This window comes from Actinomadura sp. 7K507 (assembly GCF_004348425.1).
In the GTDB taxonomy this organism is placed as follows: Bacteria; Actinomycetota; Actinomycetes; order Streptosporangiales; family Streptosporangiaceae; genus Spirillospora.
This window is the reverse complement of record NZ_SMKK01000169.1, coordinates 1-21,457: the sequence shown is the minus strand read 5'-3', so window position 1 is coordinate 21,457 and position 21,457 is coordinate 1. Positions and strand designations below refer to the sequence as shown.

Genomic DNA, 21,457 nt, shown 5'->3' with positions numbered 1-21,457 from the left:
CCCCGTGCCGTCGCCCGCGTTGCCGCCCGCGCCGTCCCCGACGTCCGTCGCGCGTCCGCGCCGCCAGCCCTGCTGTATCGATGCCATCAGCGAACGTGCCTCCTCGGGCGAGCGTGCGATGCCCCCGGACGCGCCCTCGCTGACGCGTGGCAGGGGTGGCGGGGGTCTCTTGAGCAGCTGCGGCGCCAGGTTCTCCTGCCGCTTGCGGCGCGGCAGTCCCGCGTGGGTCCCCGCCGGCTGGGCTCGGGTCGCCGCCGGCTGCCAGTCCTCGTGGGCGTCCTCGGCCACGTCCGCGTCCACGATCTCGTCGGCGTCGACGACCTCGTCCGCGTCCACGACCTCCGCGGCGCCCGCTCCGGCCGGCCAGGACGGCCGGGACGGCCGGGACGGCTCGGGCGGCCCGGTGCCGGTGACCGGCACGGCCTCGTCCGACCAGGGGTTCGGGGCGGGGCCGGGCGCGGTGTTGCCCGGCGAGGCCCACGGCCCAAGGGGCCCGGCCAGCTGCGGGAGCGCGGGCGGCGCTTCCCGGTTCCCGTCGCCGCCCTCCGGATGCCCGGCGGCGCCCAGGGCGTCCCGGCGGCGCTGGTGCGGCTCCTGAGCGGGCAGGGAGGCGAACCGCCCGGTCGTCTCGTTCTCGCGCAGCGGGACGACGGCCTCGGACCGCGGCGCGGGAACCAGCGCGGGCTCCTGGTCCGCGGGCGCCTCGCCACCGGCCGCCGTGTCCGCCGTGTCCGCCGTGTCCGCCGCGTCCGCCGCGTGCTCGTGGTCCCCTCCGGGCTCGGACGCCGCCGGCAGCATGGCGGCCGCCATGTGCTCCGCGGGCACCACCAGCTCGTGCGGGATCAGCACGATCGCCGTCACGCCGCCGTACGGGGACCGCTGCAGCGACACCGAGATGTTGTGCCGGGCGGCGAGCCGCGCGACGACGAACAGCCCGAGCTGGTCGGTGTCGACCAGGTCGTAGTCGGGCGCCTCGGCGAGCCGCCGGTTGGCCTCTTCGAGCCGCTCGGGCATGACGCCGAGGCCGCGGTCCTCGACCTCGACGGCGAACCCGACACCGACCCGCTCGGCCATCACCCGCACCTCGGTGTTGGGCGGGGAGAACACGGCCGCGTTCTCCAGCAGTTCGGCCAGGAGGTGGATGACGTCGGTGACGGCGGGGCCGACCAGGCCGTCCTCGGACTCGGTGAGGACGGTCGCGCGGGTGTAGTCCTCGATCTCCGAGACGGCGGCGCGCAGCACGTCGGCGAAGCGCACCGGATGCCGCCAGCCGCGGCCCGGCGTGGCGCCGGACAGGATGATCAGGCTCTCCGCGTGCCGCCGCATGCGGGTGGTGAGGTGGTCGATCCGGAACAGGTCCTCGAGGTCGTCGGGCTCGGCGCGGCTCTCCAGGCCGTCCAGCATCGCCAGCTGGCGGTGGAGCAGCGACTGGTTGCGGCGGGCGATGTTCAGGAAGATGCGGCTGACGCCCGCCCGCAGCTCGGCCTGGCCGACGGCCGCGTCGACGGCGGTGCGCTGCACCTTGGAGAACGAGTCGGCGAGCCGGGCGACCTCGGTGGTGCGGCCCGTGCCCAGGGGCGGCGCCTCGGCGCCGACGTCCACGCTCTCGTTGCGGCTCAGCCGGTCGACCAGGCCGGGCAGGCGGTGGTCGGCCAGCTCCTCGGCGGACCCGCGCAGCGCGACCAGCTCCCGGACGAACCCCCGCGCGAGCCGCAGCGACAGCAGCACCGAGGCGATGATCGCCAGCAGGCCGAGGCCGCCGACGACGCCGAGCCGGACGTAGGCGGCCCGGCCGAGGGCGTCGGCGTCCTCGCCCGCGCGCCGGGAGTTGTCGAGGAGCATGTCGCCGGCCATCAGCGCCAGCTGCTGCGCCGTGCGCCGCCACTCGTCCGCGGCGATGGGGAGCGGCCTGCGCGGATCGGCGTCGGCGATCCGGTCCTCGATCCCCCTGAAGCTCTGGTAGACGGGGGAGGCGAACACGGGCGCGGTCTCCGTCGCGTAGAGCTCCGGGTCGAGGAGCGAGCGCTGCTGGACCCAGTGCCAGCGCTGCTCGCCCACCATCTCGACGAACATCCGGTGCTCGGCCGCCGTCATCCGGCCCCCGGTGGCGAGCGCGGAGGCGATCAGCGCGTTCTCGCGCTGCAGCAGCTCGATGCCGCGGCCGGCGTGCCGGGTCGCCAGCGTCGAGGTGTACAGCTCGGAGTCGTCGATGTCGAGGCGGTCGTACACCCGGTGCACGTCGTCGACCAGGGTGCTGTACTGGTCGATCGCGGTCAGCCGCTCGATGGAGCGCCCGTCGACGGCGGACCGCAGGCCGGTGAGCCCGCCGAACCCCTGGATGACGTCCTCGACGCGCTCCTCCAGCCCGGCGGGCATGGCGTCGCGCGCCTCGGCGGAGGTGGCCTCCCGGCGGAAGTGGGCGACGGCGGCGTCCAGGCGCCGGCGCTGCTCGTCGAGCGAGCCCGGCGCGCTCGCGCGCGGGGTGCTGAGGAACACGGCGGCGGCCTGGCGTTCCTTGCCCAGCTCCATCAAGACGCCCTGGCCGCTCGGCGCGAGCATGCGGTCGAGCGTGTGGTAGTTGCGGTGGGCGAGCGCGTCGCGTGCGGTGAGGTTGGCGGCGTACCCCCACAGCGCGACGAGGGACAGCAGCGGCACCAGCAGCAGCGCGGTGACCTTCGTCCTGATCGATCGGGTCCGGATCGAGCGCGCCCCGGCCGGGCGCGTGCGCCGGCCGCCGGACCGCGTGCCCGCGCGGCGGAACGGGCCGCGGCGCCGACGGGTCTTCGCCGTGGTGTCCTGGGGGGTGTCCCCCCTGGATGAAACGGATTCCATGTGACCTCGAACGTTCCGGCGCGGAGGGTCCCTGGATCATAAAGGCGGTCGGCGACCGGGCCGCAACCCCTTTGCCGCCTTTCGTGCGTATTGCGGCCATTCTGTGCCACCTGCGGCTACGCGCCCGGCGGTGCCGGAGAGACCGAACCTCGACAAAGAGATAGCGGCAAATTCGGACAACTTACTTCATTTCCCCCTGTCGTCGGGGGCCGGATGCGCCATACTGTGCTGCTTCACCCACCGCTCGCGTCGCGGCCGGCACGGGAAGGAGATCCACGATCCATACAGGCAACGACGGCGGCCGGAACGAGGGCCCCCACACCGGGCCGCCGAACACGGCCGCCCGGGACGGGTTTCCGGCTACCGGGCCCCAGGGCGTTACGATGCCCGCCGTGAGTCCCGAAAGCCAGGCATCCGAGGCACTTCCGTCGCGACGGCGCCGCACCCCGCGCGGCGGCCGGCACCGCGGCGACGAATCCTTCCTGCTGCCCCCCGGATCCCCCACGCTGGTCCTGGCCGTTCCCGGCCCCGCCCGGCACGCCGGCACCGAGATCGCCGCCGAGCTCGCCAGGCTCGTCGAGATCGAGCACACCGGCCAGCCAGCCCGCATCGGGCACCTGGAGGGGGACGAGGCGAACCTGCACGCGGTCCTGGCCGGGCTGCGCCGCGAGGAGGACGGGCTGGCGGCGGTGGTCGTCCCGCTGTCCACCGGGCCCGACCCGGCGCTGGACGCGGCCGTCAGGGCGGCGGTGGAGGCCACCCCGGCGCGCGCCGTCGCCGCCGAGCCGCTCGGCCCGCACCCGCTCATCGCCGAGGCGCTGCACGACCGGCTCGCCGACGCCGGCCTCGCCCGCGCCGACCGGATCAGGCTGATGACGATGGTGACCGCCGCGTCCGGCGTCATCGTGGCCACCCCGGGGGACACCACGGCGGTGCGTCAGGCCGAGGTCACCGGCGTGCTGCTCGCCTCCCGGCTGGCGGCCCCGGTCTTCACGGCCTCGCTGAACGACGAGGCGTCCGTCAAGGCCGCGGCGGAGCAGCTGCGCGCCGCGGGCGCCACGTCCATCGCGGTCGCCCCCCACCTGATCGGCCCCGAGCCGGAGGCGAACCTGACCACGCCCGCCGCGGCCGTCGTGGGCTCCGCCCACGCCGCCCCCCTGGGCGCCCACCCGGCCCTGGCCAGACTGGCCGCCCTCCGCTACGTCGAGGCCCTGTCCATGGCCCTGTCCGAGTAGCCCAGAGGGTCACCCTGGGCTACCCGGACCCGCCGGAATCAGCGGTTGTCGAACTTCGGGGGGCGTTTCTCCATCGTGGCGGCCATGCCCTCGGCCAGGTCCTCGCTGAAGAACGCGAGGGTCTGGACGGCGGTCTCCGCCTGCAGCTGGCGCCGGAGCCCGGGGGCGTCCAGGGACGCGTTGAGCAGTTCCTTCGTCCGCCGCAGTCCGTACGGGGACTTGGTGAGCAGTTCGCCGGCGAGGGCGTGAGCCGCCTCCAGGTCCGCGCCCTCGGCGGCGACCTCGGTGATGAGGCCGAGGGCGTCGGCGCGGTTCACGTCCATGCGCTGGGCCCGGTAGAAGATCTCCGCGGCCCTGGCCGGGCCGACGAGGCGGGGCAGCAGCCAGGACAGGCCGCAGTCTCCGGCGGACAGGCCGAGGTTCACGAACGGCACCACGAAGCGGGTCGTCGGGTCGGCGACCCGCATGTCGCAGGCCAGCGCCCAGGAGACGCCCATGCCCGCGACGGGGCCGCGCAGCGCCGCGATCACCGGCTGCGGGATCTCCCGCAGCCGCGCGGTGACCTCGCCGCCGCGGGCGATGCCCCGGTAGAGCCGCTGGACGCGTCCCTCCGAGCTCTCCTCGCCCGGGTCCCCGCCCTGGATGTCCATGCCCGAGCAGAACCCGCGGCCCTCGCCGGTGAGCACCACGACCTGGGTGTCGGGGTCGCGCGCCAGCTCGTTCAGGACGTCGAGCATCTCCTCGGTCAGTGCGCCGTCGACGGCGTTCAGACGCTCCGGGCGGGACAGGGTGATGGTGAGGACCCCGTCCCGCCGGTCGAGCTTGATCCCGCTCAACGGCTCAGGAGCTGAGCAGTTGGATGAGCGGGCCCATCTGCTCGCCCACGTTCTTGAACACCGTCATCGGCTCGGCCGAGTTGATGGCCGCCCAGTTGTCGCGGACGTCCTCCGCCGACAGCGTCGTCTTCTGCCCGTAGCCGGGGCCCTCCGCCACGATGATCTTCGCGATGCGGCCGCCGCCGACGGTGTAGACCTCGCCGGAGTCCTCGACGCCCTCGTGCACGAGGTAGGCGACCAGGGGGGTGACCTGGTCGACGCCCAGCTTCTCGGAGAAGTCGGCGGGCAGCAGGTCCTCGGTCATCCGGGTCCAGGCGACCGGTGCGATCGCGTTGGCCTTGATGTCGTACTTGGCGCCTTCCTGGGCGAGGGTCTTGGTGAACCCGACCAGGCCCATCTTGGCCGTGGAGTAGTTGGCCTGGCCGAAGTTGCCGAACAGGCCCGCCGGGGACGAGGTGTTGACGATCCGGCCGTAGCCGTTCTCCCGCAGGTGGGGCCACGCGGCGCTGGAGACGAGGAACGAGCCGCGCAGGTGGACGGCGATGACGGAGTCGAACTCCTCCGGGGACATGTTCTTGAACGACTTGTCGCGCAGGATGCCCGCGTTGTTGATGACGATGTCGACCTTGCCGAACGCGTCCAGCGCGCCCTGGACGATCGCCTGCGCGCCCTCGGGGGTCGCGACGTTGTCGGGGTTGGCGACGGCCTCGCCGCCGTTCTTCTTGATCTCGTCCACGACCTCCTGCGCGGGGCCGGCGGAGGCGCCGGCACCGGACCGGTCGCCGCCGAGGTCGTTGACGACGACCTTGGCGCCGCGCGCGGCGAGTTCCAGCGCGTGCTGGCGGCCGAGGCCGTGGCCCGCTCCGGTCACGACCGCCACGCGGCCGTCGTAGCGCAGTTCCGACATCCCTGTCTCCTCACATCGCACCGACTACGCACCCCGGACAATCACCCGGGGGTTACCAAGTGGTACCACTGAACCGAATCCCGCTCGGCCGCGGCCCCCGGCTTTTCTTCCCGCCTGGACGCGGGACCAGTCCTGCGTACGATGGGGCATGGGGGAAAGTTGCGCTGAATGCCGCTTTTCGTCGGAGCGGACGGCGTAGTCTCCACCGCGAGGAGCAACGGAGGTCCCGGTCTCGATGAGCCCTGCCCGCGCGTTCACGTCGAGCACCCGCCCCCATCGCGTCGTCCAGTGGGCGACGGGCGCGATCGGCCGCAGCGTGATCCGGGGCGTCCTCGACCGCGACGACATGGAACTCGCCGGAGCCTGGGTGCACACCCCGGCCAAGGCCGGGGTCGACGCCGGGGTCCTCGCCGGCCGCGACCCCATCGGCGTCACCGCGACCGGCGACGCCGGCGACATCCTCGACCTGGACGCCGACTGCGTCATCTACGCCCCCAGCCCGGCGCCCGACCGCTTCACCGAACTCGAGACGGTCTGCAGGCTGCTCGCCTCCGGCAAGAACGTCATCTCCCTGAACGGCTTCGTCTACCCGCAGGCGCACGGCCCGCAGTACGTGAACGAGCTGGAACAGGCGTGCAAGCGCGGCGGCGTCTCGGTGCACGGCAGCGGGATCAGCGGCGGCTTCATGGCCGACCTCATGCCGCTCATGCTGGCGCGGCTGTCGCGGCGGATCACCCACGTCTACGTCCGCGAGGTCTCCGACTTCGCCCGGCACCCGTCCTGGCAGATGGTCCACCACATGCTCGGCTTCGGGAAGAACGAGGAGGCGTACCTGCGCGCGCTGCGGCCCACCCGCAACGCGATGCGCGCGGTGTTCTCCGAGAGCCTGCACCTGGTCGCGGCCGGGCTCGGCGTCGACCTGGACGAGATCGACGTGGACGTGCAGCACCGGCTCGCGGGCACCGACCTCACCACCGCCGCCGGGCCCGTCCCGCGCGGCACGGTCGCGGGGGCCCGCTGGACGTTCAGCGGGCTGGCCGCCGGACGGCCCGTGATCACCCTTGAGGTCGTGCACAAGGCGGACGCCGCGCGGATGGGCGACGAATGGGGGAGCCCCGGATACTCGCTGCGCGTGGACGGCCGGCCTTCCCTCACGCTCGCGACCGACGAGACGTGGGTCTCCGACGCGATCTCCGCCGCCGCCGCACACGCCCTCAACTCCGTCCCCGTCGTCTGCGCCGCCGAGCCGGGCATCCGCACCTGCCTCGATCTTCCGATGGCCCGCGGCCACATGCGGATCTGAGCGGCCGCCCGGCGGCTATCGTGGGCCACGGGACCACCCCATCGACGTCGGGAGGAGTTCGGGATGAGCGTCCAGGAGGTCGAGGGGGGCCGGTTCGTGCGGCAGCCGAACCGGTTCACCGGGCGGATCACCGCCGACGGGTCGGGCGGCCTGCCCGCCGAGCCCGGCCGCTACCGGCTCTTCGTCTCCTACGCGTGCCCGTGGGCGCACCGCAGCCTGATCGTCCGGCGCCTGCTCGGCCTGGAGGACGCGATCAGCGTCGCCGTCGTCGACCCGATCCGCGACGAGCGCGGCTGGCGCATCCCCGGCCGCGACCCGGTCACCGGCGCGGAGTTCCTCTCCGAGCTGTACCTCGGCACCGACCCGTCCTTCGAGGGCCGCTACACGGTCCCCTGCATCTGGGACACCGAGACCGAGCGCCTGGTCACCAACGACTTCCCGAACATCACCACCATGATGGAGACGGAATTCACCGCCCACCACCGGGCGGGGGCGCCCGACCTGTACCCGGAGGCGCTGCGCCCCGGGATCGACGAGCTGAACGAGCTCGTCTACACGACCGTCAACAACGGCGTCTACAAGGCCGGGTTCGCCACGTCCCAGGCCGCCTACGAGGACGCCGCCGACGCCCTCTTCGCCACCCTCGACCAGCTCGAAGAGCGCCTCTCCGGCAGCCGCTACCTGTTCGGCGACGAGATCACCGAGGCCGACGTCCGGCTCTACCCGACGCTCGCGCGCTTCGACGCCGTCTACTACTCCCACTTCAAGTGCAACCTGCGCCACGTGACGGACTACCCCGCCCTGTGGGGCTACGCCCGTGACCTGTACTCGATCCCGGCGTTCGGCGAGACCACGGACTTCGACCACATCAAGCGCCACTACTACGTGACCCAGCGCAACATCAACCCGTCCGGAGTCGTCCCCAAGGGTCCCCTCGTCGATTGGACCGCTCCCCATGGCCGGGACCGCTGACCTCGCCACCCTCGTTATGCTGGCGAACCTCTAGCAATCCCCACGAGAGGCACGACCCGACCATGCGTAGCCAGTTCTTCGGAAACATGGACCAGGGGCAGCAGCTCCCCGGCCACTTCGCCCTTCAGAACTCCAAGATGCTCCGGATCCACCTCAACGGTGACGTCCTGGCCCGGCAGGGGTCCATGGTGGCCTTCCAGGGCCAGATGGAGTTCGACTACGAGGGCTCCGGCGGCATCGGCAAGTTCATGAAGAAGGCCCTCACCGGCGAGGGCGTCCCGACGATGCGGGTCAAGGGCCAGGGCCTGCTGTTCGTCGCCAACGACGCCGACGACATCCACCTGTTCTACCTGGAGAACGAGGGCCTCACCGTCAACGGCGCCAACATCCTCGCCTACGACGCCCACCTTCAGTCCGACATCCAGAAGGTCCAGGGCGCGGGCATCGCCGCGGGCGGCCTGTTCAACACCACCCTCACCGGCACCGGCTTCGTCGCCCTCACCACCCACGGCACCCCGGTCATGCTCGACTGCGGCCGCGCCCCCACCTTCGCCGACGGCCAGTCCGCCGTCGCCTGGAGCACCAGCCTCCAGGTCGGCGTCAACCGCACCTTCAAGGCCGGCGCCCTCATCGGCCGGGGCAGCGGCGAAGCCATGCAGCTCGCCTACCAGGGCCAGGGCTTCGTCCTCATCCAGGCCAGCGAAGGCCCGACGGTGGCGCCCCACACCCACTGATCCGGGCTGGCGAACACTGCCGAAGTCACGGTCCTGGCTTCGGCAGCTTGAGCCATATTGAGGCGGCGCGCGTGCGGCGTCGCACCGTGCTGGCATGGGTCAGGAGCAAGAACGAGTAGCCTTGACGAGTCTTAGAAATTAAACCTGAGCTGCGGAAGAGGGCGATCTCCGCCGTGTCGACAGAGTCGTCGCAAACTAGTGCCGACCCAACGATGACAGACTTCGGTGCCAACGAGTGGCTGGTCGACGAGCTGTACCAGAAGTACCTCGAGGATCCGAACTCGGTTGACGAGGCTTGGTGGAACTTCTTCGCGGACTACCAGCCGGACAGCCGGCCCGGGTCCGTGACCCCCGCCTCGCCGGGGGCGCCTCGGGCGCCCGCCGGAGGCACGGCCCCGAAGGCCGGCAACGGCACGGCGGCCGCTCCGCCGACACCGCAGCAGCCGGTTGAGCCCCCCAAGGCCAAGCCCGCGCCGAAGGCGGAGGAGCAGCCCGCCGGGAAGCCGGCCGCCGGGAAGCCGACCACGGGGAAGCCGGCCACCGGGAAGCCGGCGCCGCCGCCCGTGCCGGCGGGCGCCGAGGAGGTCAGGCTGCGCGGCGCCGCCGCCCGGACGGCCACCAACATGGAGGCCAGCCTCGCGGTCCCGACCGCGACGAGCGTGCGCACCGTCCCGGCGAAGCTGCTGATCGACAACCGCATCGTCATCAACAACCACCTGAAGCGCGGCCGCGGCGGCAAGGTCTCGTTCACCCACCTGATCGGGTACGCGATCGTCAAGGCGCTCGCCGCGCTGCCGGAGATGAACACCGCGTTCACCGAGGTGGACGGCAAGCCGGTGGTGGTCCGGCCGGAGCACGTCAACTTCGGGCTGGCGATCGACCTGCAGAAGAGCGACGGGTCGCGGCAGCTGGTGGTGCCGAGCATCAAGGCCGCCGAGACGCTGGACTTCCGCCAGTTCTGGGCCGGCTACGAGGAGATCGTCCGCAAGGCGCGCAACAACAAGCTCACCATCGAGGACTTCCAGGGCACGACGATCAGCCTGACCAACCCGGGCACGATCGGGACCGTCCACTCGGTGCCGCGGCTGATGCAGGGCCAGGGAACGATCATCGGCGTTGGGGCGATGGAGTACCCGGCCGAGTTCGCGGGCGCGTCCGGCGAGACGCTGTCGCGCATGGGGATCAGCAAGACGATGACGCTGACCTCCACCTACGACCACCGCATCATCCAGGGCGCGCAGTCCGGCGACTTCCTGCGGCGCATCCACGAGCTGCTGCTCGGGGCGGACGGCTTCTACGACGAGATCTTCGAGGCGCTGCGGATCCCGTACGAGCCCGTGCGCTGGGTCAAGGACATCTCCGCGACGCACGAGGACGACGTCGCCAAGGTCGCCCGCGTCCACGAGCTGATCCACGCCTACCGGGTCCGCGGCCACCTGATGGCCGACACCGACCCGCTGGAGTACAACCAGCGCCGCCATCCCGACCTGGACATCCTCAAGCACGGCCTCACCCTGTGGGACCTGGAGCGCGAGTTCGCGACCGGCGGGTTCGGCGGCAAGCCGACGATGAAGCTGCGCGACATCCTCGGCGTGCTGCGGATGGCGTACTGCCGGACGGTCGGCATCGAGTACATGCACATGCAGGACCCGGAGGAGCGCGCCTGGATCCAGGAGCGCGTGGAGGTCCCGCACGACAAGCCGTCGCGCGAGGAGCAGCTGCACGTGCTGCGCCGGCTGAACAGCGCCGAGGCGTTCGAGACGTTCCTGCAGACGAAGTTCGTCGGGCAGAAGCGGTTCTCGCTGGAGGGCGGCGAGTCCGTCATCCCGCTGCTGGACTCGGTGATCTCCGCGTCGGCGAAGGCCAGCCTCGACGAGGTCATCATCGGCATGGCGCACCGGGGCCGGCTGAACGTCCTGGCGAACATCGTCGGCAAGTCCTACGGGCAGATCTTCGGCGAGTTCGAGGGCAACCTCGACCCGCGCAGCGCGCAGGGGTCCGGCGACGTGAAGTACCACCTCGGCGCGGCCGGGGACTTCGTCGCCGACGACGGCTCCAAGATCCACTGTGAGCTGGTCGCGAACCCGTCCCACCTGGAGACGGTCGACCCGGTGCTGGAGGGGGTCGTCCGCGCCAAGCAGGACCTCCTGGACGTCGGCGAGGCCGGCTTCAGCGTGCTGCCCGTGCTGATCCACGGCGACGCCGCGTTCGCCGGGCAGGGCGTGGTGGCCGAGACGCTGAACCTGTCCCAGCTGCGCGGCTACCGCACCGGCGGCACCGTGCACGTGATCATCAACAACCAGGTGGGCTTCACGACCGCCCCCGAGTACTCGCGGTCCAGCGTGTACTCCACGGACGTCGCCCGGATGATCCAGGCGCCGATCTTCCACGTCAACGGCGACGACCCGGAGGCGTGCGCGCGGGTGGCGCGGCTGGCGTTCGAGTACCGGCAGACGTTCAAGAAGGACGTCGTCATCGACATGGTCTGCTACCGGCGCCGGGGCCACAACGAGGGCGAGAACCCCTCGTTCACCCAGCCGCTGATGTACGACCTGATCGACGCGAAGCGGTCGGTGCGCAAGCTGTACACCGAGGCGCTGATCGGCCGCGGCGACATCACGGTCGAGGAGGCCGAGCAGGCGCTGCGCGACTACCAGGAGCAGCTCGAGCGGGCCTTCACCGAGACCCGGGAGGCCGTGAAGCGGCCCCAGGAGCCGGGCTCGGTCGTCAAGCCGGACGAAGAGGAACGCATCCCGATCGACCACGGCAAGGCCGGCACCGCGATCTCGCCGGAGACCGTGAAGCGGATCATCGAGACGCAGGTCAGCCTGCCGGAGGGCTTCACCCCGCACCCGCGGCTCCAGCCGATCCTGCAGCGCCGCGCCCAGATGATCGAGGACGACGCGATCGACTGGGCGACCGGCGAGCTGCTGGCGATGGGCTCGCTGCTGATCGACGGCCGCCCGGTGCGGCTCGTCGGGCAGGACACCCGGCGCGGGACGTTCGGCCAGCGGCACGCCGTCCTGGTCGACCGCAGGACGGGCGAGGAGTACACGCCGCTGAAGCAGTTCGGGCAGGGCGTGTCGAAGTTCTACGTCCACGACTCGCTGCTGAGCGAGTACGCGGCGATGGGCTTCGAGTACGGCTACTCGATGACCCGCCCGGACGCGCTGGTCTGCTGGGAGGCGCAGTTCGGCGACTTCGTCAACGGCGCCCAGAGCATCGTGGACGAGTACATCTCGTCCGGCGAGCAGAAGTGGGGCCAGCACTCCGGCGTCGTGCTGCTGCTGCCGCACGGCTACGAGGGGCAGGGGCCCGACCACTCGTCCGCGCGCATCGAGCGGTTCCTGCAGCTGTGCGCGCAGGACAATATGACGGTCGTGTACCCGACGACCTCGGCGAACTACTTCCATCTGCTGCGCTGGCAGGTGCTGTCCGGCCGGAACAAGCCGATGGTCGTGTTCACGCCGAAGTACCTGCTGCGGCTGAAGGCGGCCACGTCCACGGTCTCCGACATCACCGGCGGCGCGTTCCAGCCGGTGATCCCGGAGAGCGACCCGGCGATCGACCCGGCGGGGGTGCGGCGGGTGCTGCTCACCACCGGCAAGATCTTCTACGAGGTGGTGAAGTCCCGGGAGGCCGCGGGCGCGAACGACACCGCGGTCGTCCGGGTCGAGCGGCTGTACCCGCCGCCGGTGGACGAGATCAGGGCGGAGCTGGCCAAGTACCCGGCGGACGCCGAGATCGTCTGGGTCCAGGACGAGCCCGCCAACATGGGCGCCTGGCCGTTCATGGCGCTGAAGCTGGCGCACCACATCGAGGGCCTGAAGATGTCGCGGGTGTCGCGCCCGGCGTCCTCGTCGCCCGCGGTGGGCTCGGCGAAGCTGCACCAGGCGGAGCAGGAGGCGCTCCTCGCCAGGCTGTTCGGCGAGCAGAAGTAGTCACCCGGAGAACGGGAACGACGTAGACGCGAGGGCCCCGGTGCGCCGCGCCGGGGCCCTCGGCGTCGACGGGCACCGGCGCCGGAGAACGATTTCGCAGGAAGTGGAACAGGCCATGTACTTCACCGATCGGGGCATCGAGGAGCTGACGGACCGGCGCGGCGAGGAGCAGGTCAGCCTGGCGTGGCTGGCCGAGCGGCTGCGCGAGTTCGTCGACCTCAACCCCGAGTTCGAGACGCCCGTCGAACGCCTCGCCACCTGGCTGGCGCGGCTGGACGACGAGGACGACGACTGACTTCCCCCGGCCGGAAACGCGATACATCTTGACTTTTCGTTGACGCGACATATCGTGTTTACTGGTCACAGGACGCTCGGACGAAGGGCAGACCCGGATGTCGCGCTGGACGATCGACGAACCGACCACCCTCGATTTCGACGGCGCCGTCGCGCTGCGTGCCACGCTGATCGCGGGCGACATCTCGGTGCTCGCCTCCGGCGAGCGGCCGTCCGTCATGATCGACGACATCGAGGGCCCGCCGCTCGTGATCACGCATGAGGCGGGCATGCTGACGATCACCCACGAGAAGCTGTGGGAGGGCGTGCTGAACTGGCTGCGCACGCAGCGGTGCCGCGCGTCCATCACGGTGACCGTCCCGCACGACTGCCCGCTCACGCTGAACCTCGTGTCGGCGGACGCGGTCGTGACCGGCATGACGGCGCGCACGTCCATCAAGAGCGCCTCGGGCGACGTCACGCTCGACGAGGTCGCGGGGGCGATCGACGCCAACACCGTCTCCGGCGCGATCGAGGCGCAGGGCCTGGAGGGGACGGTGTCGTTCACGTCCGTGTCCGGCGACCTGTCCCTGGCCGGCGGGTCCATCGACCGCCTGGCCGCGCGGGCGGTCAGCGGGCGCATCGCCGCCGACGTGGACCTGGCCGGCGACGGCAGGGTCGACGTCAACACGGTCTCCGGCGAGGTCGCGCTGCGCATCCCCGAATCCGCCGGCGCCGAGGTGACGCTGAACTCGGCCGCCGGGCGGATCGACACGTCCTTCCCCGAACTCGGCCGGCAGGAGCGTCCCGTGGCGCGCAGCGTCGCCGGCAAGATCGGCGACGGCTCGGGACGGCTCACGGTCAACACGGTCTCCGGCCCGATCACCCTCCTCGGCCGCGACGCCGGCGAGCCGGACATCACCTCACCCCGGAAGGAATCCATGTGAGCCCCGTCTTCGGTCACGGTCGCCTGCGGCTCTACCTGCTGAAGCTGCTGGAGGAGAGCCCGCGGCACGGCTACGAGGTGATCCGGCACCTCCAGGACCGGTTCCTCGGGGTCTACTCGCCCTCCCCCGGCACGATCTATCCCCGGCTGGCGCGGCTGGAGTCCGAGGGCCTGGTCACCCATGAGGTGATCAAGGGGAAGAAGGTGTACTCGCTGACCGACAAGGGCCGCGAGGAACTGGAGCACCGGATGGACGAGCTCGCCGAGCTGGAGGACGAGATCTCCGCGTCCGCGCAGGAGTTCGCACGCGGCGTCCAGGAGGACGTCCGGCAGACGGTCCGGAGCCTGCGCGAGGAGCTCACGCAGGCCGCCCGGACCGTCCGCGACCAGGGCACGACCGCGTCCAAGGACGCGTGGAAGGAGACCGCCGACCGGCAGAAGGACGAGTGGCGGCGGCTCTGGCGCGAGCAGAAGCACGCGTGGAAGGAGGAGTGGCGGCAGAACTGGGACGAGGCATGGAAGACGGCGACCGGTTCCCGCGAGGACATCGCCCGCCTCAAGCTGGAGCGCCTGCTCCGCGGGTTCGTCGAGGACGTCCGCAAGTCCGCGAAGGACCGCCGGATGGACGAGGACGGCCTGGCCGCCGTCCAGGCGATCCTGGACGATGCCCGCGCCCGCCTGAACGACGAGGTCCTCCACCGGAAGAGGCACGGCAAGGCGTGACCGGGACATTCCCGGCCACGGCCCGCCCCACCCGGCTCAGGGCGTGAAGACGATCTTGCCGAAGAGGTCGCCCTCGGCCATCGCGGCGAAGCCCTCGCGGGCCCTGCTCAGCGGCAGCGTCCGGTCGATCAGCGGCTTGGTCCCCGTCTTGACCAGGAACCGCGCCAGCCGCTCCAGCTGGTCGCGCGTGCCCATGGTGGAACCGATCACCTGCAGCTGCAGGAAGAACACCCGGTTCAGCTCCGCCGGAGGCACCTGGCCGCTGGTGGCGCCCGACACCACGATCCGGCCGCCCGGCCGCAGCGACTTCAGCGAGTGCGACCACGTCGCCTGCCCGACGGTCTCGATGACGGCGTCCACCCGCTCGGGGAGCCGCGCACCGCTCTCCAGCGCCGCGTCCGCGCCGAGCTCCTGCGCCCGCTTGCGCTTGGCCTCGCTGCGGCTGGTCGCGTAGACGCGCATGCCCGCGGCCGACGCCAGCGCGATCGCGGCGGTGGCGACGCCGCCGCCCGCACCCTGCACCAGGACGGACGATCCGGGCTGCAGCCCGGCCTTGTCGAACAGCATCCGGTAGGCGGTGAGCCACGCGGTCGGCAGGCACGCGGCCTGGGCGAAGGACAGCTCGGCGGGCTTCGGCACGAGGTTGCGGCGCGGCACCGCGACCTTCTCGGCCAGGGCCCCCGGGTGGTTCTCCGACAGCAGCGACCGCTTCGGGTCGAGGGTCTCGTCGCCGCCGCCCCGCGCGGGGTCGCCGATCACCGAGTGGACGATGACCTCGTTGCCGTCCTCGTCCACCCCGGCCGCGTCGCAGCCGAGGATCATGGGAAGCTTGTCGGCGGGCAGGCCGACGCCCTTGAGCGACCAGAGGTCGTGGTGGTTGAGCGCGGCGGCCTTCACCGTGACGGTCGTCCAGCCGTCCGGTACGTCGGGTTCGGGCACCTCCCCCGCCGTCAGCCCGTTCAGCGGATTGTCTGCGTCGATCTGCGTAGCCGTGACAGCGAACATGAACGCACACTAACCACCCGCCCGGCACCGCGCACGGCCCGCCCCCCGGCAGCGGAGCGGGCCGTGTCGAACCGGGTTCAGAGGACCTTGGAGAGGAAGTCCCGGGTGCGCTGGTGCTGCGGGTTCGCCAGGATCTCGCGGGGAGTGCCCTTCTCGACCACGGCGCCGTCGTCCATGAAGACCAGGGAATCGCCGACCTCCCTGGCGAAACCCATCTCGTGGGTGACCACGATCATGGTCATGCCGTCGAGGGCGAGCTGCTTCATGACGTCCAGGACCTCCCCGACCAGCTCCGGGTCCAGCGCCGAGGTCGGCTCGTCGAACAGCATCAGCGCGGGCTCCATCGCGAGCGCCCGCGCGATCGCCACCCGCTGCTGCTGCCCGCCCGACAGCTGCGAAGGGTAGACCTGCGCCTTGTCGCTCAGCCCGACGCGGTCGAGGAGCGTGAGGGCCCGCTGCCTGACCTGGTCCTTCGGCTGGCGCTTGACCCAGATCGGCGCTCCCATCACGTTCTCCAGCGCCGTCTTGTGGGGGAAGAGGTTGAAGCGCTGGAACACCATGCCGATCTCGCGGCGCTGCGCCGAGACCTCCCGGTCGCGCAGCTCGTAGAGCTTGCCGCCCTGCTCCCGGTAGCCGACCAGGTGGCCGTTCACCCACAGCCGCCCGGCGTTGATCTTCTCCAGGTGGTTGATGCAGCGCAGGAAGGTCGACTTGCCGGACCCGGACGGGCCGACGACGCACATCACCTCGCCGGACTTGACCTGCAGGTCGATGCCCTTCAGCACCTCCAGCCGGCCGAACGACTTGTGGACCTGCTCGGCCTTCACCATCAGACCGCCGCTCTCGGGCGCCGGCTTCTTGGCGAGGGACTCGCTCACCTTGTCCTCACCTCCGCTCATTGGCCGCCGCCTCCGCCGCGGAAGCGGACCCGGTTGCCGCGCGGCGACGCCCCCTTGCCGACCCCCCGGCTGAAGTACCGCTCGATGTAGTACTGGGCGATCATCAGGACCGAGGACAGCAGCAGGTACCACAGGCACGCCATCACCAGCATCGGAATGATCTTGTAGGTGCTGGCATAGATGGTCTGCGCGGTGAACGTCAGCTCGGAGAACGGAACGGCCGCGACAAGTGAGGTGTTCTTCATCATGGAGAGCACCTCGTTGCCGGTCGGAGGGACGATGACCCGCATCGCCTGCGGCAGCACGATCCGGCGCATGGTCTGCATCCGCGACATGCCGAGCGCGCTCGCCGCCTCCTGCTGCCCCTCGTCCACCGACAGGATCCCGGCCCGGACGATCTCCGCCATGTAGGCGGCCTCGTTCAGAATCAGGCCCAGACCGGCGGCGATCATCGGGGTGACCAGCGCCTGCGTCTCCCAGGTCTGGAACTCGGGCCCGAACGGGATGCCGATCCCGACCGTCGGCAGCAGCGTGCCGATCGCGCCCCAGATGAGCAGCTGCGTGTAGAGCGGCGTGCCGCGGAAGAACCACAGGTAGAGCCAGGCCGCACTGCTCAGCAGCGGGTTGGCCGACAGCCTCATCAGCGCCAGGACGGTGCCGATCAGCATGCCGCCGATCATCGCGGCGACCGTCAGCAGGATCGTGTTGCGGACGCCCCTCAGCACCGCTTCCGACGTGATGTACTTGCGCTGCTCCGACCACTCCAGGGCATCGCTCGTCAGCAGGAAGTTGACGAACATCGCGAGCAGCACGACCACGACCGCGGCGGCGACCCAGCGGCCGGGATGCCGGACGGGGACGGCCCGAATCGCTTCGGGCCGCCCCTTCTCGACGTCGTCGTCGACCGTCATGCGATCAGCTCTGCGCGGCGTTGATCGCCGGGTCGGTGATCGCGCCGGTCTCCACCCCGGCATCCGTGAGGATCTTCTTGTAGGTGCCGTCGGCGATCAGCGCCTTCACGGCGCCGAGGACGGCGTCCTTGAACTGGCCGGAGTTCTTGCCGAGGGCGTAGCCGTAGGGCGCGGTGTCGTAGGCCTGGCCGATGATCTCCAGCTTGCCGGTCTTCTTGATCGCGTCACCGATGATCGGCGAGTCGGCGGCCATCGCGTCCACCTTGCCCGCGACCAGGTCGTTGTTGACCTCGGTCTGCTGCTTGCGGACGACCTGCTTGATGGCCGGCTTGCCCGCGTCGGTGCACTCCTTGCTCTTGGCCGTGAGGTCGTCGACCTGCACGGTGCCCTGCTGCACGCCGATGCTCTTGCCGCAGGCGTCGTCGGGGTTGACGCCCTTGGGGTTGCCCGTCAGCGCCGCCCAGGCCGTCCCCGCCGTGTAGTAGGTGACGAAGTCGACGGCCTGCTCGCGCTCCTTGGTGTCGGTGAAGGAGGAGACCCCGATCTCGTACTTGCCCGACTGGACGCCCGGGATGATCGTGTCGAAGCCCGCGTTCTTGTACTCGGTCTTCAGGCCGAGCTTGGCCGCTACGGCGTCGAAGAGATCGATGTCCCAGCCGACCATCTCCTGCGTGGCCGGGTCGACGGACTCGTTGGGCGGGTAGGACCCGTCGGTGCCGACGACGATCTTGCCGTCGCTCTTGATCGCGTCCGGGACCATGGCCGCCAGCTTGGCGTCCGCGCTCGTGTTCGAGCCCCCGGATTCCGAGTCGGCCGAGTCGTTGCTGTCGCCACATGCGGACAGGGCGAGAGCGCCCGTCAGCACGAGCGCGCCCGCCGCGACGGCGCGACGGCGCAGAGAACCGGTGTTCACTGGTCCCCCTCCAAGTGGTTGCGTCGGATCCGACGGATCCGAAGGTCAGGTGCACATTTTGGCGTACAACAGCCCTGATCTGGATAAAGGGTCCGAAACAATCACGCAACGACGCAGCCCCGGAACGCGTCCCCCGGCCACCACCCGAACGACGGACTCCGCCCGGCGGCCGCCGGCCCGTGTGGGCGGTGTCACGTGACGGTTACCACCACCCCGGTCCCCGGAGCCGCGTGCACCTGTATGAGAGAATCGCACAACGGGTGACCCCCGTACGTCGCGAGATGACCACCAGGTGACCGGCCACCACACCACACCACCGCGGCGGCATCGCAAGAAAGCCAACTTTCACTGACAGGGGTCGCTGTGGCTGCTGAGCCCATTCCCACCGAACCGTCCTCACTCGACGAGGATCCAGCCTTTCCGCTGCACCGCGGCGGAAAGCTGGAAATGCGGTCGACAATTCCGGTCCGCAACAAAGACGATCTTTCGCTGGCCTACACGCCGGGCGTCGCCCGGGTGTGCACCGCGATCGCCGACCGTCCCGAGCTGGCCTACGACTACACCTGGACGTCCGGGGTCGTCGCCGTGGTCACCGACGGGACCGCCGTGCTGGGGCTCGGCGACATCGGCCCCGCCGCCTCCATGCCCGTCATGGAGGGCAAGTCCCTGCTGTTCAAGGAGTTCGCCGACGTCGACTCCGTGCCGATCGCGCTGAACTGCACGGGCGTGGACGAGATCGTCGACACCGTGATCCGGATGGCGCCGAGCTTCGGCGGCATCAACCTGGAGGACATCAGCGCCCCCCGCTGCTTCGAGATCGAGGACCGGCTCCGCGCCGCGCTCGACATCCCCGTCTTCCACGACGACCAGCACGGCACCGCGATCGTGGTGCTCGCCGCCCTCAAGAACGCGGCCCGCCTGGTCGGCAGGCCGCTGTCGGAGCTGCGCGCGGTCGTGGCCGGCGCGGGCGCGTCCGGTATCGCCGTCTCCAAGATGCTGATCGAGGGCGGAATCGGCGACATCGCCCTGTCCGACAGCAAGGGCCTCATCTACGAGGGACGGGACGGCCTGAACCCGATCAAGACGCAGATCGCCGGGATCACCAACCGGTCGCTCCTGAAGGGCTCGACCGAGGAGGCGCTGCGCGGGGCCGACGTGTTCATCGGCCTGTCCGGCGGCACCGTGCACGAGTCGTGCGTCGCCACGATGTCGGAGAACGCGATCGTCTTCGCGCTGTCCAACCCCACCCCCGAGGTGCACCCGGACGTGGCGCGGCGGCACGCCAAGGTCGTGGCGACCGGCCGCAGCGACTACCCGAACCAGATCAACAACGTGCTGGCGTTCCCGGGCATCTTCCGCGGCGCCCTGGACGTCCGCGCCCACTCGATCACCGAGGGCATGAAGCTGGCGGCGGCCAACGCGCTCGCCGACATCATCGGCGACGACCTCACCCCCGACTACGTCATCCCCGGCCCGTTCGACGACCGCGTCGCCCCGGCCGTCACCGCGGCGGTGGCCGCCCAGGCCCGCGAAGAGGGCGTGAACCGGGTCTGACCCGCAATTCACGATCTTTCCTTTCCGGACGGCCCGCGTTCCCGCCGGGGAACGCGGGCCGTACCGGTGATCGCGACTCGCATTCGATCAATTCCGCGTCGTGCGCCTCACTTCTCCCCCAAGAATGGGTGTAATTCTTGCCAGGGGGGAATGACTGTGGACCCGTTGGGCCGCGTCCGTAGGAGCGAATGTGAACCTCGCGTCGTACGCAGACCTGGCGATCGATCTCGTGAACACGCAGCGCCCCCAGGGCGACGATCTGCGTGATCTCGACGGGCTGCGGGCCCTGCTGGCGCACCGGCCGCATCTCGGCGGGCGGATCGCCCACCGCGATCTCTACGCGATGCGGGAACTGCGCGCACAGCTACGGGCGATCTTCACCTCCGCCGCCCGCGGGGACGAGGACGACGCCGTGGAGCGCCTCAACACGCTGCTCATCCACCACCCCGTCCATCCGCAGATCGCCCGCCACGACGGCCACGACTGGCATCTGCACTTCAACGAGTCCGGCTCGATACCCGACCGTTACGCCGCCCGCGCCGCGATGGGCCTCGCGGCGAAGATCGCCGACCGGGGAATCGGCCGGTTCGGCCTGTGCAAGGCGGAGGGCTGCGAGCGGGTGTACTTCGACACGACCGCGAACCGCTCCCGCCGCTACTGCTCCGACCGCTGCGCCGGCCGCCCGAGCGTCACCGCCGCCTGCCACCCCGGCGAGCCCCGCGTAACCGCCACGGCACGCGACGGGGCCCAGTGACGCGCGACGCCCGACTCGACGCATACGTTCCTACCGCCTTGCGTCGCGGAGCCGCGTCACGAGGTGTCGACGAGCCGGTTCTCCCATGCCCAGGCAACGATGCCGACCCGGTTGCGCACCCCGAGTTTGGCCTGGATGCCCGCCAGATGGCTCTTGACCGTGCTGAGCGAGATGAACAGCTCCGCGGCGATCTCCTGGTTGGTGCGGCCGCGCGCGAGGGCCCGGACGACCTCGAGTTCGCGGTCCGACAGGGGCGGGGGCCGCACGCCGGCCGGCGGTGCCGATCCGGCCGTCAGATGCCGCAGCAGCCGGACGGTGACGGAGGGCGAGACCAGCGCCTCGCCGTTGTGGGCGGCTCGGACGGCCTCGGTGAGCAGTGCGGGCCCGGCGTCCTTGAGGACGAAGCCCACCGCACCGCCGCGCAGCGCCCCGTACACGTACTCGTCCAGATCGAAGGTGGTGACCACGACGACCCGCATCGGGTCGGGAACCCGCGGCCCCGCCAGCGCGCGGGTCACCTCGATGCCGTCGAGCCGGGGCATCCTGATGTCCACGAGGCACACGTCCGGGCGCAGCCGCCGCGCCAGGGCGACCGCCTCGGCCCCGTCGGACGCCTCCGCGACGACGCTGATGCCGGGCTGGTCCTCCAGGATCAGCCGCAGCCCGCGCCGGACCATCGCCTGGTCGTCGGCGAGCAGGACCGAGATCGTCATCGGGGC

At 71.1% G+C, this 21,457-nt stretch carries 18 protein-coding genes; 10 read left to right on the top strand and 8 right to left on the bottom strand.

The annotated features are described in order from the left end of the window. Nucleotides 1–2,832: nitrate- and nitrite sensing domain-containing protein (locus tag E1285_RS30985; RefSeq protein ID WP_132158116.1), on the bottom strand; the 2,832-nt coding region annotated here is incomplete at its 3' end. 392 nt (nt 2,833–3,224) lie between these two features. On the opposite strand from E1285_RS30985, the gene E1285_RS30980 reads away from it, so the two are divergent. Next, entirely contained in the window at nt 3,225–4,067 is an 843-nt protein-coding gene (locus tag E1285_RS30980; protein WP_132158115.1) for a hypothetical protein, read from the top strand. A gap of 38 nt (nt 4,068–4,105) precedes the next feature. Here the strand turns inward: E1285_RS30980 and E1285_RS30975 are convergent, their stop codons facing one another. Together E1285_RS30975 and E1285_RS30970 are read right to left on the bottom strand one after the other, a co-directional pair. Further along, on the bottom strand, nt 4,106–4,903 hold the full coding sequence (locus E1285_RS30975; RefSeq protein ID WP_132158114.1) for an enoyl-CoA hydratase-related protein: 798 nt from the start codon (nt 4,901–4,903) through the stop codon (nt 4,106–4,108). Between the two features lie 4 nt (nt 4,904–4,907). Beyond that, entirely contained in the window at nt 4,908–5,810 is a 903-nt protein-coding gene (locus E1285_RS30970) for an SDR family oxidoreductase (protein WP_132158113.1), read from the bottom strand. Between the two features lie 235 nt (nt 5,811–6,045). On the opposite strand from E1285_RS30970, the gene E1285_RS30965 reads away from it, so the two are divergent. From E1285_RS30965 to E1285_RS30935, 7 genes are all read left to right on the top strand, one after another. Continuing rightward, the gene (locus tag E1285_RS30965; RefSeq protein WP_132158112.1) at nt 6,046–7,113 is read left to right on the top strand and encodes a dihydrodipicolinate reductase; all 1,068 of its coding nucleotides are present in this window, start codon (nt 6,046–6,048) and stop codon (nt 7,111–7,113) included. 63 nt (nt 7,114–7,176) lie between these two features. Continuing rightward, nucleotides 7,177–8,085, top strand: coding sequence for a glutathione S-transferase family protein (locus tag E1285_RS30960; RefSeq protein WP_132158111.1), 909 nt, complete (start codon nt 7,177–7,179; stop codon nt 8,083–8,085). 62 nt (nt 8,086–8,147) lie between these two features. Then, nucleotides 8,148–8,819: an AIM24 family protein gene (locus tag E1285_RS30955; RefSeq protein WP_132158110.1), complete on the top strand. Its 672-nt coding sequence runs from the start codon at nt 8,148–8,150 to the stop codon at nt 8,817–8,819. A gap of 173 nt (nt 8,820–8,992) precedes the next feature. After that, a complete protein-coding gene (locus tag E1285_RS30950; protein ID WP_132158109.1) occupies nt 8,993–12,760 on the top strand; it encodes a multifunctional oxoglutarate decarboxylase/oxoglutarate dehydrogenase thiamine pyrophosphate-binding subunit/dihydrolipoyllysine-residue succinyltransferase subunit in 3,768 nt (1,255 codons plus the stop codon). 115 nt (nt 12,761–12,875) lie between these two features. Further along, on the top strand, nt 12,876–13,055 hold the full coding sequence (locus E1285_RS30945; RefSeq protein WP_132158108.1) for a DUF6104 family protein: 180 nt from the start codon (nt 12,876–12,878) through the stop codon (nt 13,053–13,055). Between the two features lie 97 nt (nt 13,056–13,152). Then, nucleotides 13,153–13,980 (top strand): DUF4097 family beta strand repeat-containing protein, encoded by an 828-nt coding sequence (locus E1285_RS30940; protein ID WP_132158107.1) that lies wholly within the window; start codon nt 13,153–13,155, stop codon nt 13,978–13,980. Next, complete coding sequence (locus tag E1285_RS30935) at nt 13,977–14,702, top strand: PadR family transcriptional regulator (RefSeq protein WP_132158106.1); 726 nt, start codon at nt 13,977–13,979, stop codon at nt 14,700–14,702. Before E1285_RS30940 ends, E1285_RS30935 begins: the two co-directional genes overlap by 4 nt. A gap of 36 nt (nt 14,703–14,738) precedes the next feature. Here E1285_RS30935 and E1285_RS30930 read toward each other — a convergent pair whose 3' ends face one another. The 4 genes from E1285_RS30930 to E1285_RS30915 all read right to left on the bottom strand — a co-directional run bounded on the left by E1285_RS30930 (nt 14,739) and on the right by E1285_RS30915 (nt 18,430). Next, nucleotides 14,739–15,707, bottom strand: a complete 969-nt coding sequence (locus E1285_RS30930; RefSeq protein ID WP_132158105.1) for a zinc-binding dehydrogenase — start codon at nt 15,705–15,707, stop codon at nt 14,739–14,741. A gap of 77 nt (nt 15,708–15,784) precedes the next feature. Beyond that, nucleotides 15,785–16,537 carry an amino acid ABC transporter ATP-binding protein gene (locus E1285_RS30925; RefSeq protein WP_132158118.1) on the bottom strand — a complete coding sequence of 251 codons (753 nt, stop codon included), beginning with the start codon at nt 16,535–16,537 and terminating at the stop codon, nt 15,785–15,787. A 65-nt stretch (nt 16,538–16,602) separates the two neighbouring features. Beyond that, nucleotides 16,603–17,517, bottom strand: coding sequence for an amino acid ABC transporter permease (locus tag E1285_RS30920; RefSeq protein WP_132158104.1), 915 nt, complete (start codon nt 17,515–17,517; stop codon nt 16,603–16,605). Nucleotides 17,518–17,521: 4 nt separating this feature from the next. Then, on the bottom strand, nt 17,522–18,430 hold the full coding sequence (locus tag E1285_RS30915; RefSeq protein WP_132158103.1) for an ABC transporter substrate-binding protein: 909 nt from the start codon (nt 18,428–18,430) through the stop codon (nt 17,522–17,524). Nucleotides 18,431–18,793: 363 nt separating this feature from the next. Here E1285_RS30915 and E1285_RS30910 point away from each other — a divergent pair, with 363 nt between their 5' ends. Beyond that, nucleotides 18,794–19,984 (top strand): NADP-dependent malic enzyme, encoded by a 1,191-nt coding sequence (locus E1285_RS30910; protein WP_132158102.1) that lies wholly within the window; start codon nt 18,794–18,796, stop codon nt 19,982–19,984. A 190-nt stretch (nt 19,985–20,174) separates the two neighbouring features. Then, on the top strand, nt 20,175–20,738 hold the full coding sequence (locus E1285_RS30905) for a CGNR zinc finger domain-containing protein (RefSeq protein ID WP_132158101.1): 564 nt from the start codon (nt 20,175–20,177) through the stop codon (nt 20,736–20,738). A 56-nt stretch (nt 20,739–20,794) separates the two neighbouring features. Here E1285_RS30905 and E1285_RS30900 read toward each other — a convergent pair whose 3' ends face one another. Further along, nucleotides 20,795–21,451 (bottom strand): response regulator transcription factor, encoded by a 657-nt coding sequence (locus E1285_RS30900; RefSeq protein WP_132158117.1) that lies wholly within the window; start codon nt 21,449–21,451, stop codon nt 20,795–20,797. Nucleotides 21,452–21,457 lie beyond the last annotated feature (6 nt).

Coding starts and splice junctions, on each gene's coding strand:
- E1285_RS30970 (WP_132158113.1), bottom strand. CDS start 5,810: ATGTCGGAACTGCGCTACGACGGCCGCGTGGCGGTCGTGACCGGAGCG.
- E1285_RS30965 (WP_132158112.1), top strand. CDS start 6,046: ATGAGCCCTGCCCGCGCGTTCACGTCGAGCACCCGCCCCCATCGCGTC.
- E1285_RS30960 (WP_132158111.1), top strand. CDS start 7,177: ATGAGCGTCCAGGAGGTCGAGGGGGGCCGGTTCGTGCGGCAGCCGAAC.
- E1285_RS30955 (WP_132158110.1), top strand. CDS start 8,148: ATGCGTAGCCAGTTCTTCGGAAACATGGACCAGGGGCAGCAGCTCCCC.
- E1285_RS30945 (WP_132158108.1), top strand. CDS start 12,876: ATGTACTTCACCGATCGGGGCATCGAGGAGCTGACGGACCGGCGCGGC.
- E1285_RS30940 (WP_132158107.1), top strand. CDS start 13,153: ATGTCGCGCTGGACGATCGACGAACCGACCACCCTCGATTTCGACGGC.
- E1285_RS30930 (WP_132158105.1), bottom strand. CDS start 15,707: ATGTTCGCTGTCACGGCTACGCAGATCGACGCAGACAATCCGCTGAAC.
- E1285_RS30925 (WP_132158118.1), bottom strand. CDS start 16,537: ATGGTGAAGGCCGAGCAGGTCCACAAGTCGTTCGGCCGGCTGGAGGTG.
- E1285_RS30920 (WP_132158104.1), bottom strand. CDS start 17,517: ATGACGGTCGACGACGACGTCGAGAAGGGGCGGCCCGAAGCGATTCGG.
- E1285_RS30900 (WP_132158117.1), bottom strand. CDS start 21,451: ATGACGATCTCGGTCCTGCTCGCCGACGACCAGGCGATGGTCCGGCGC.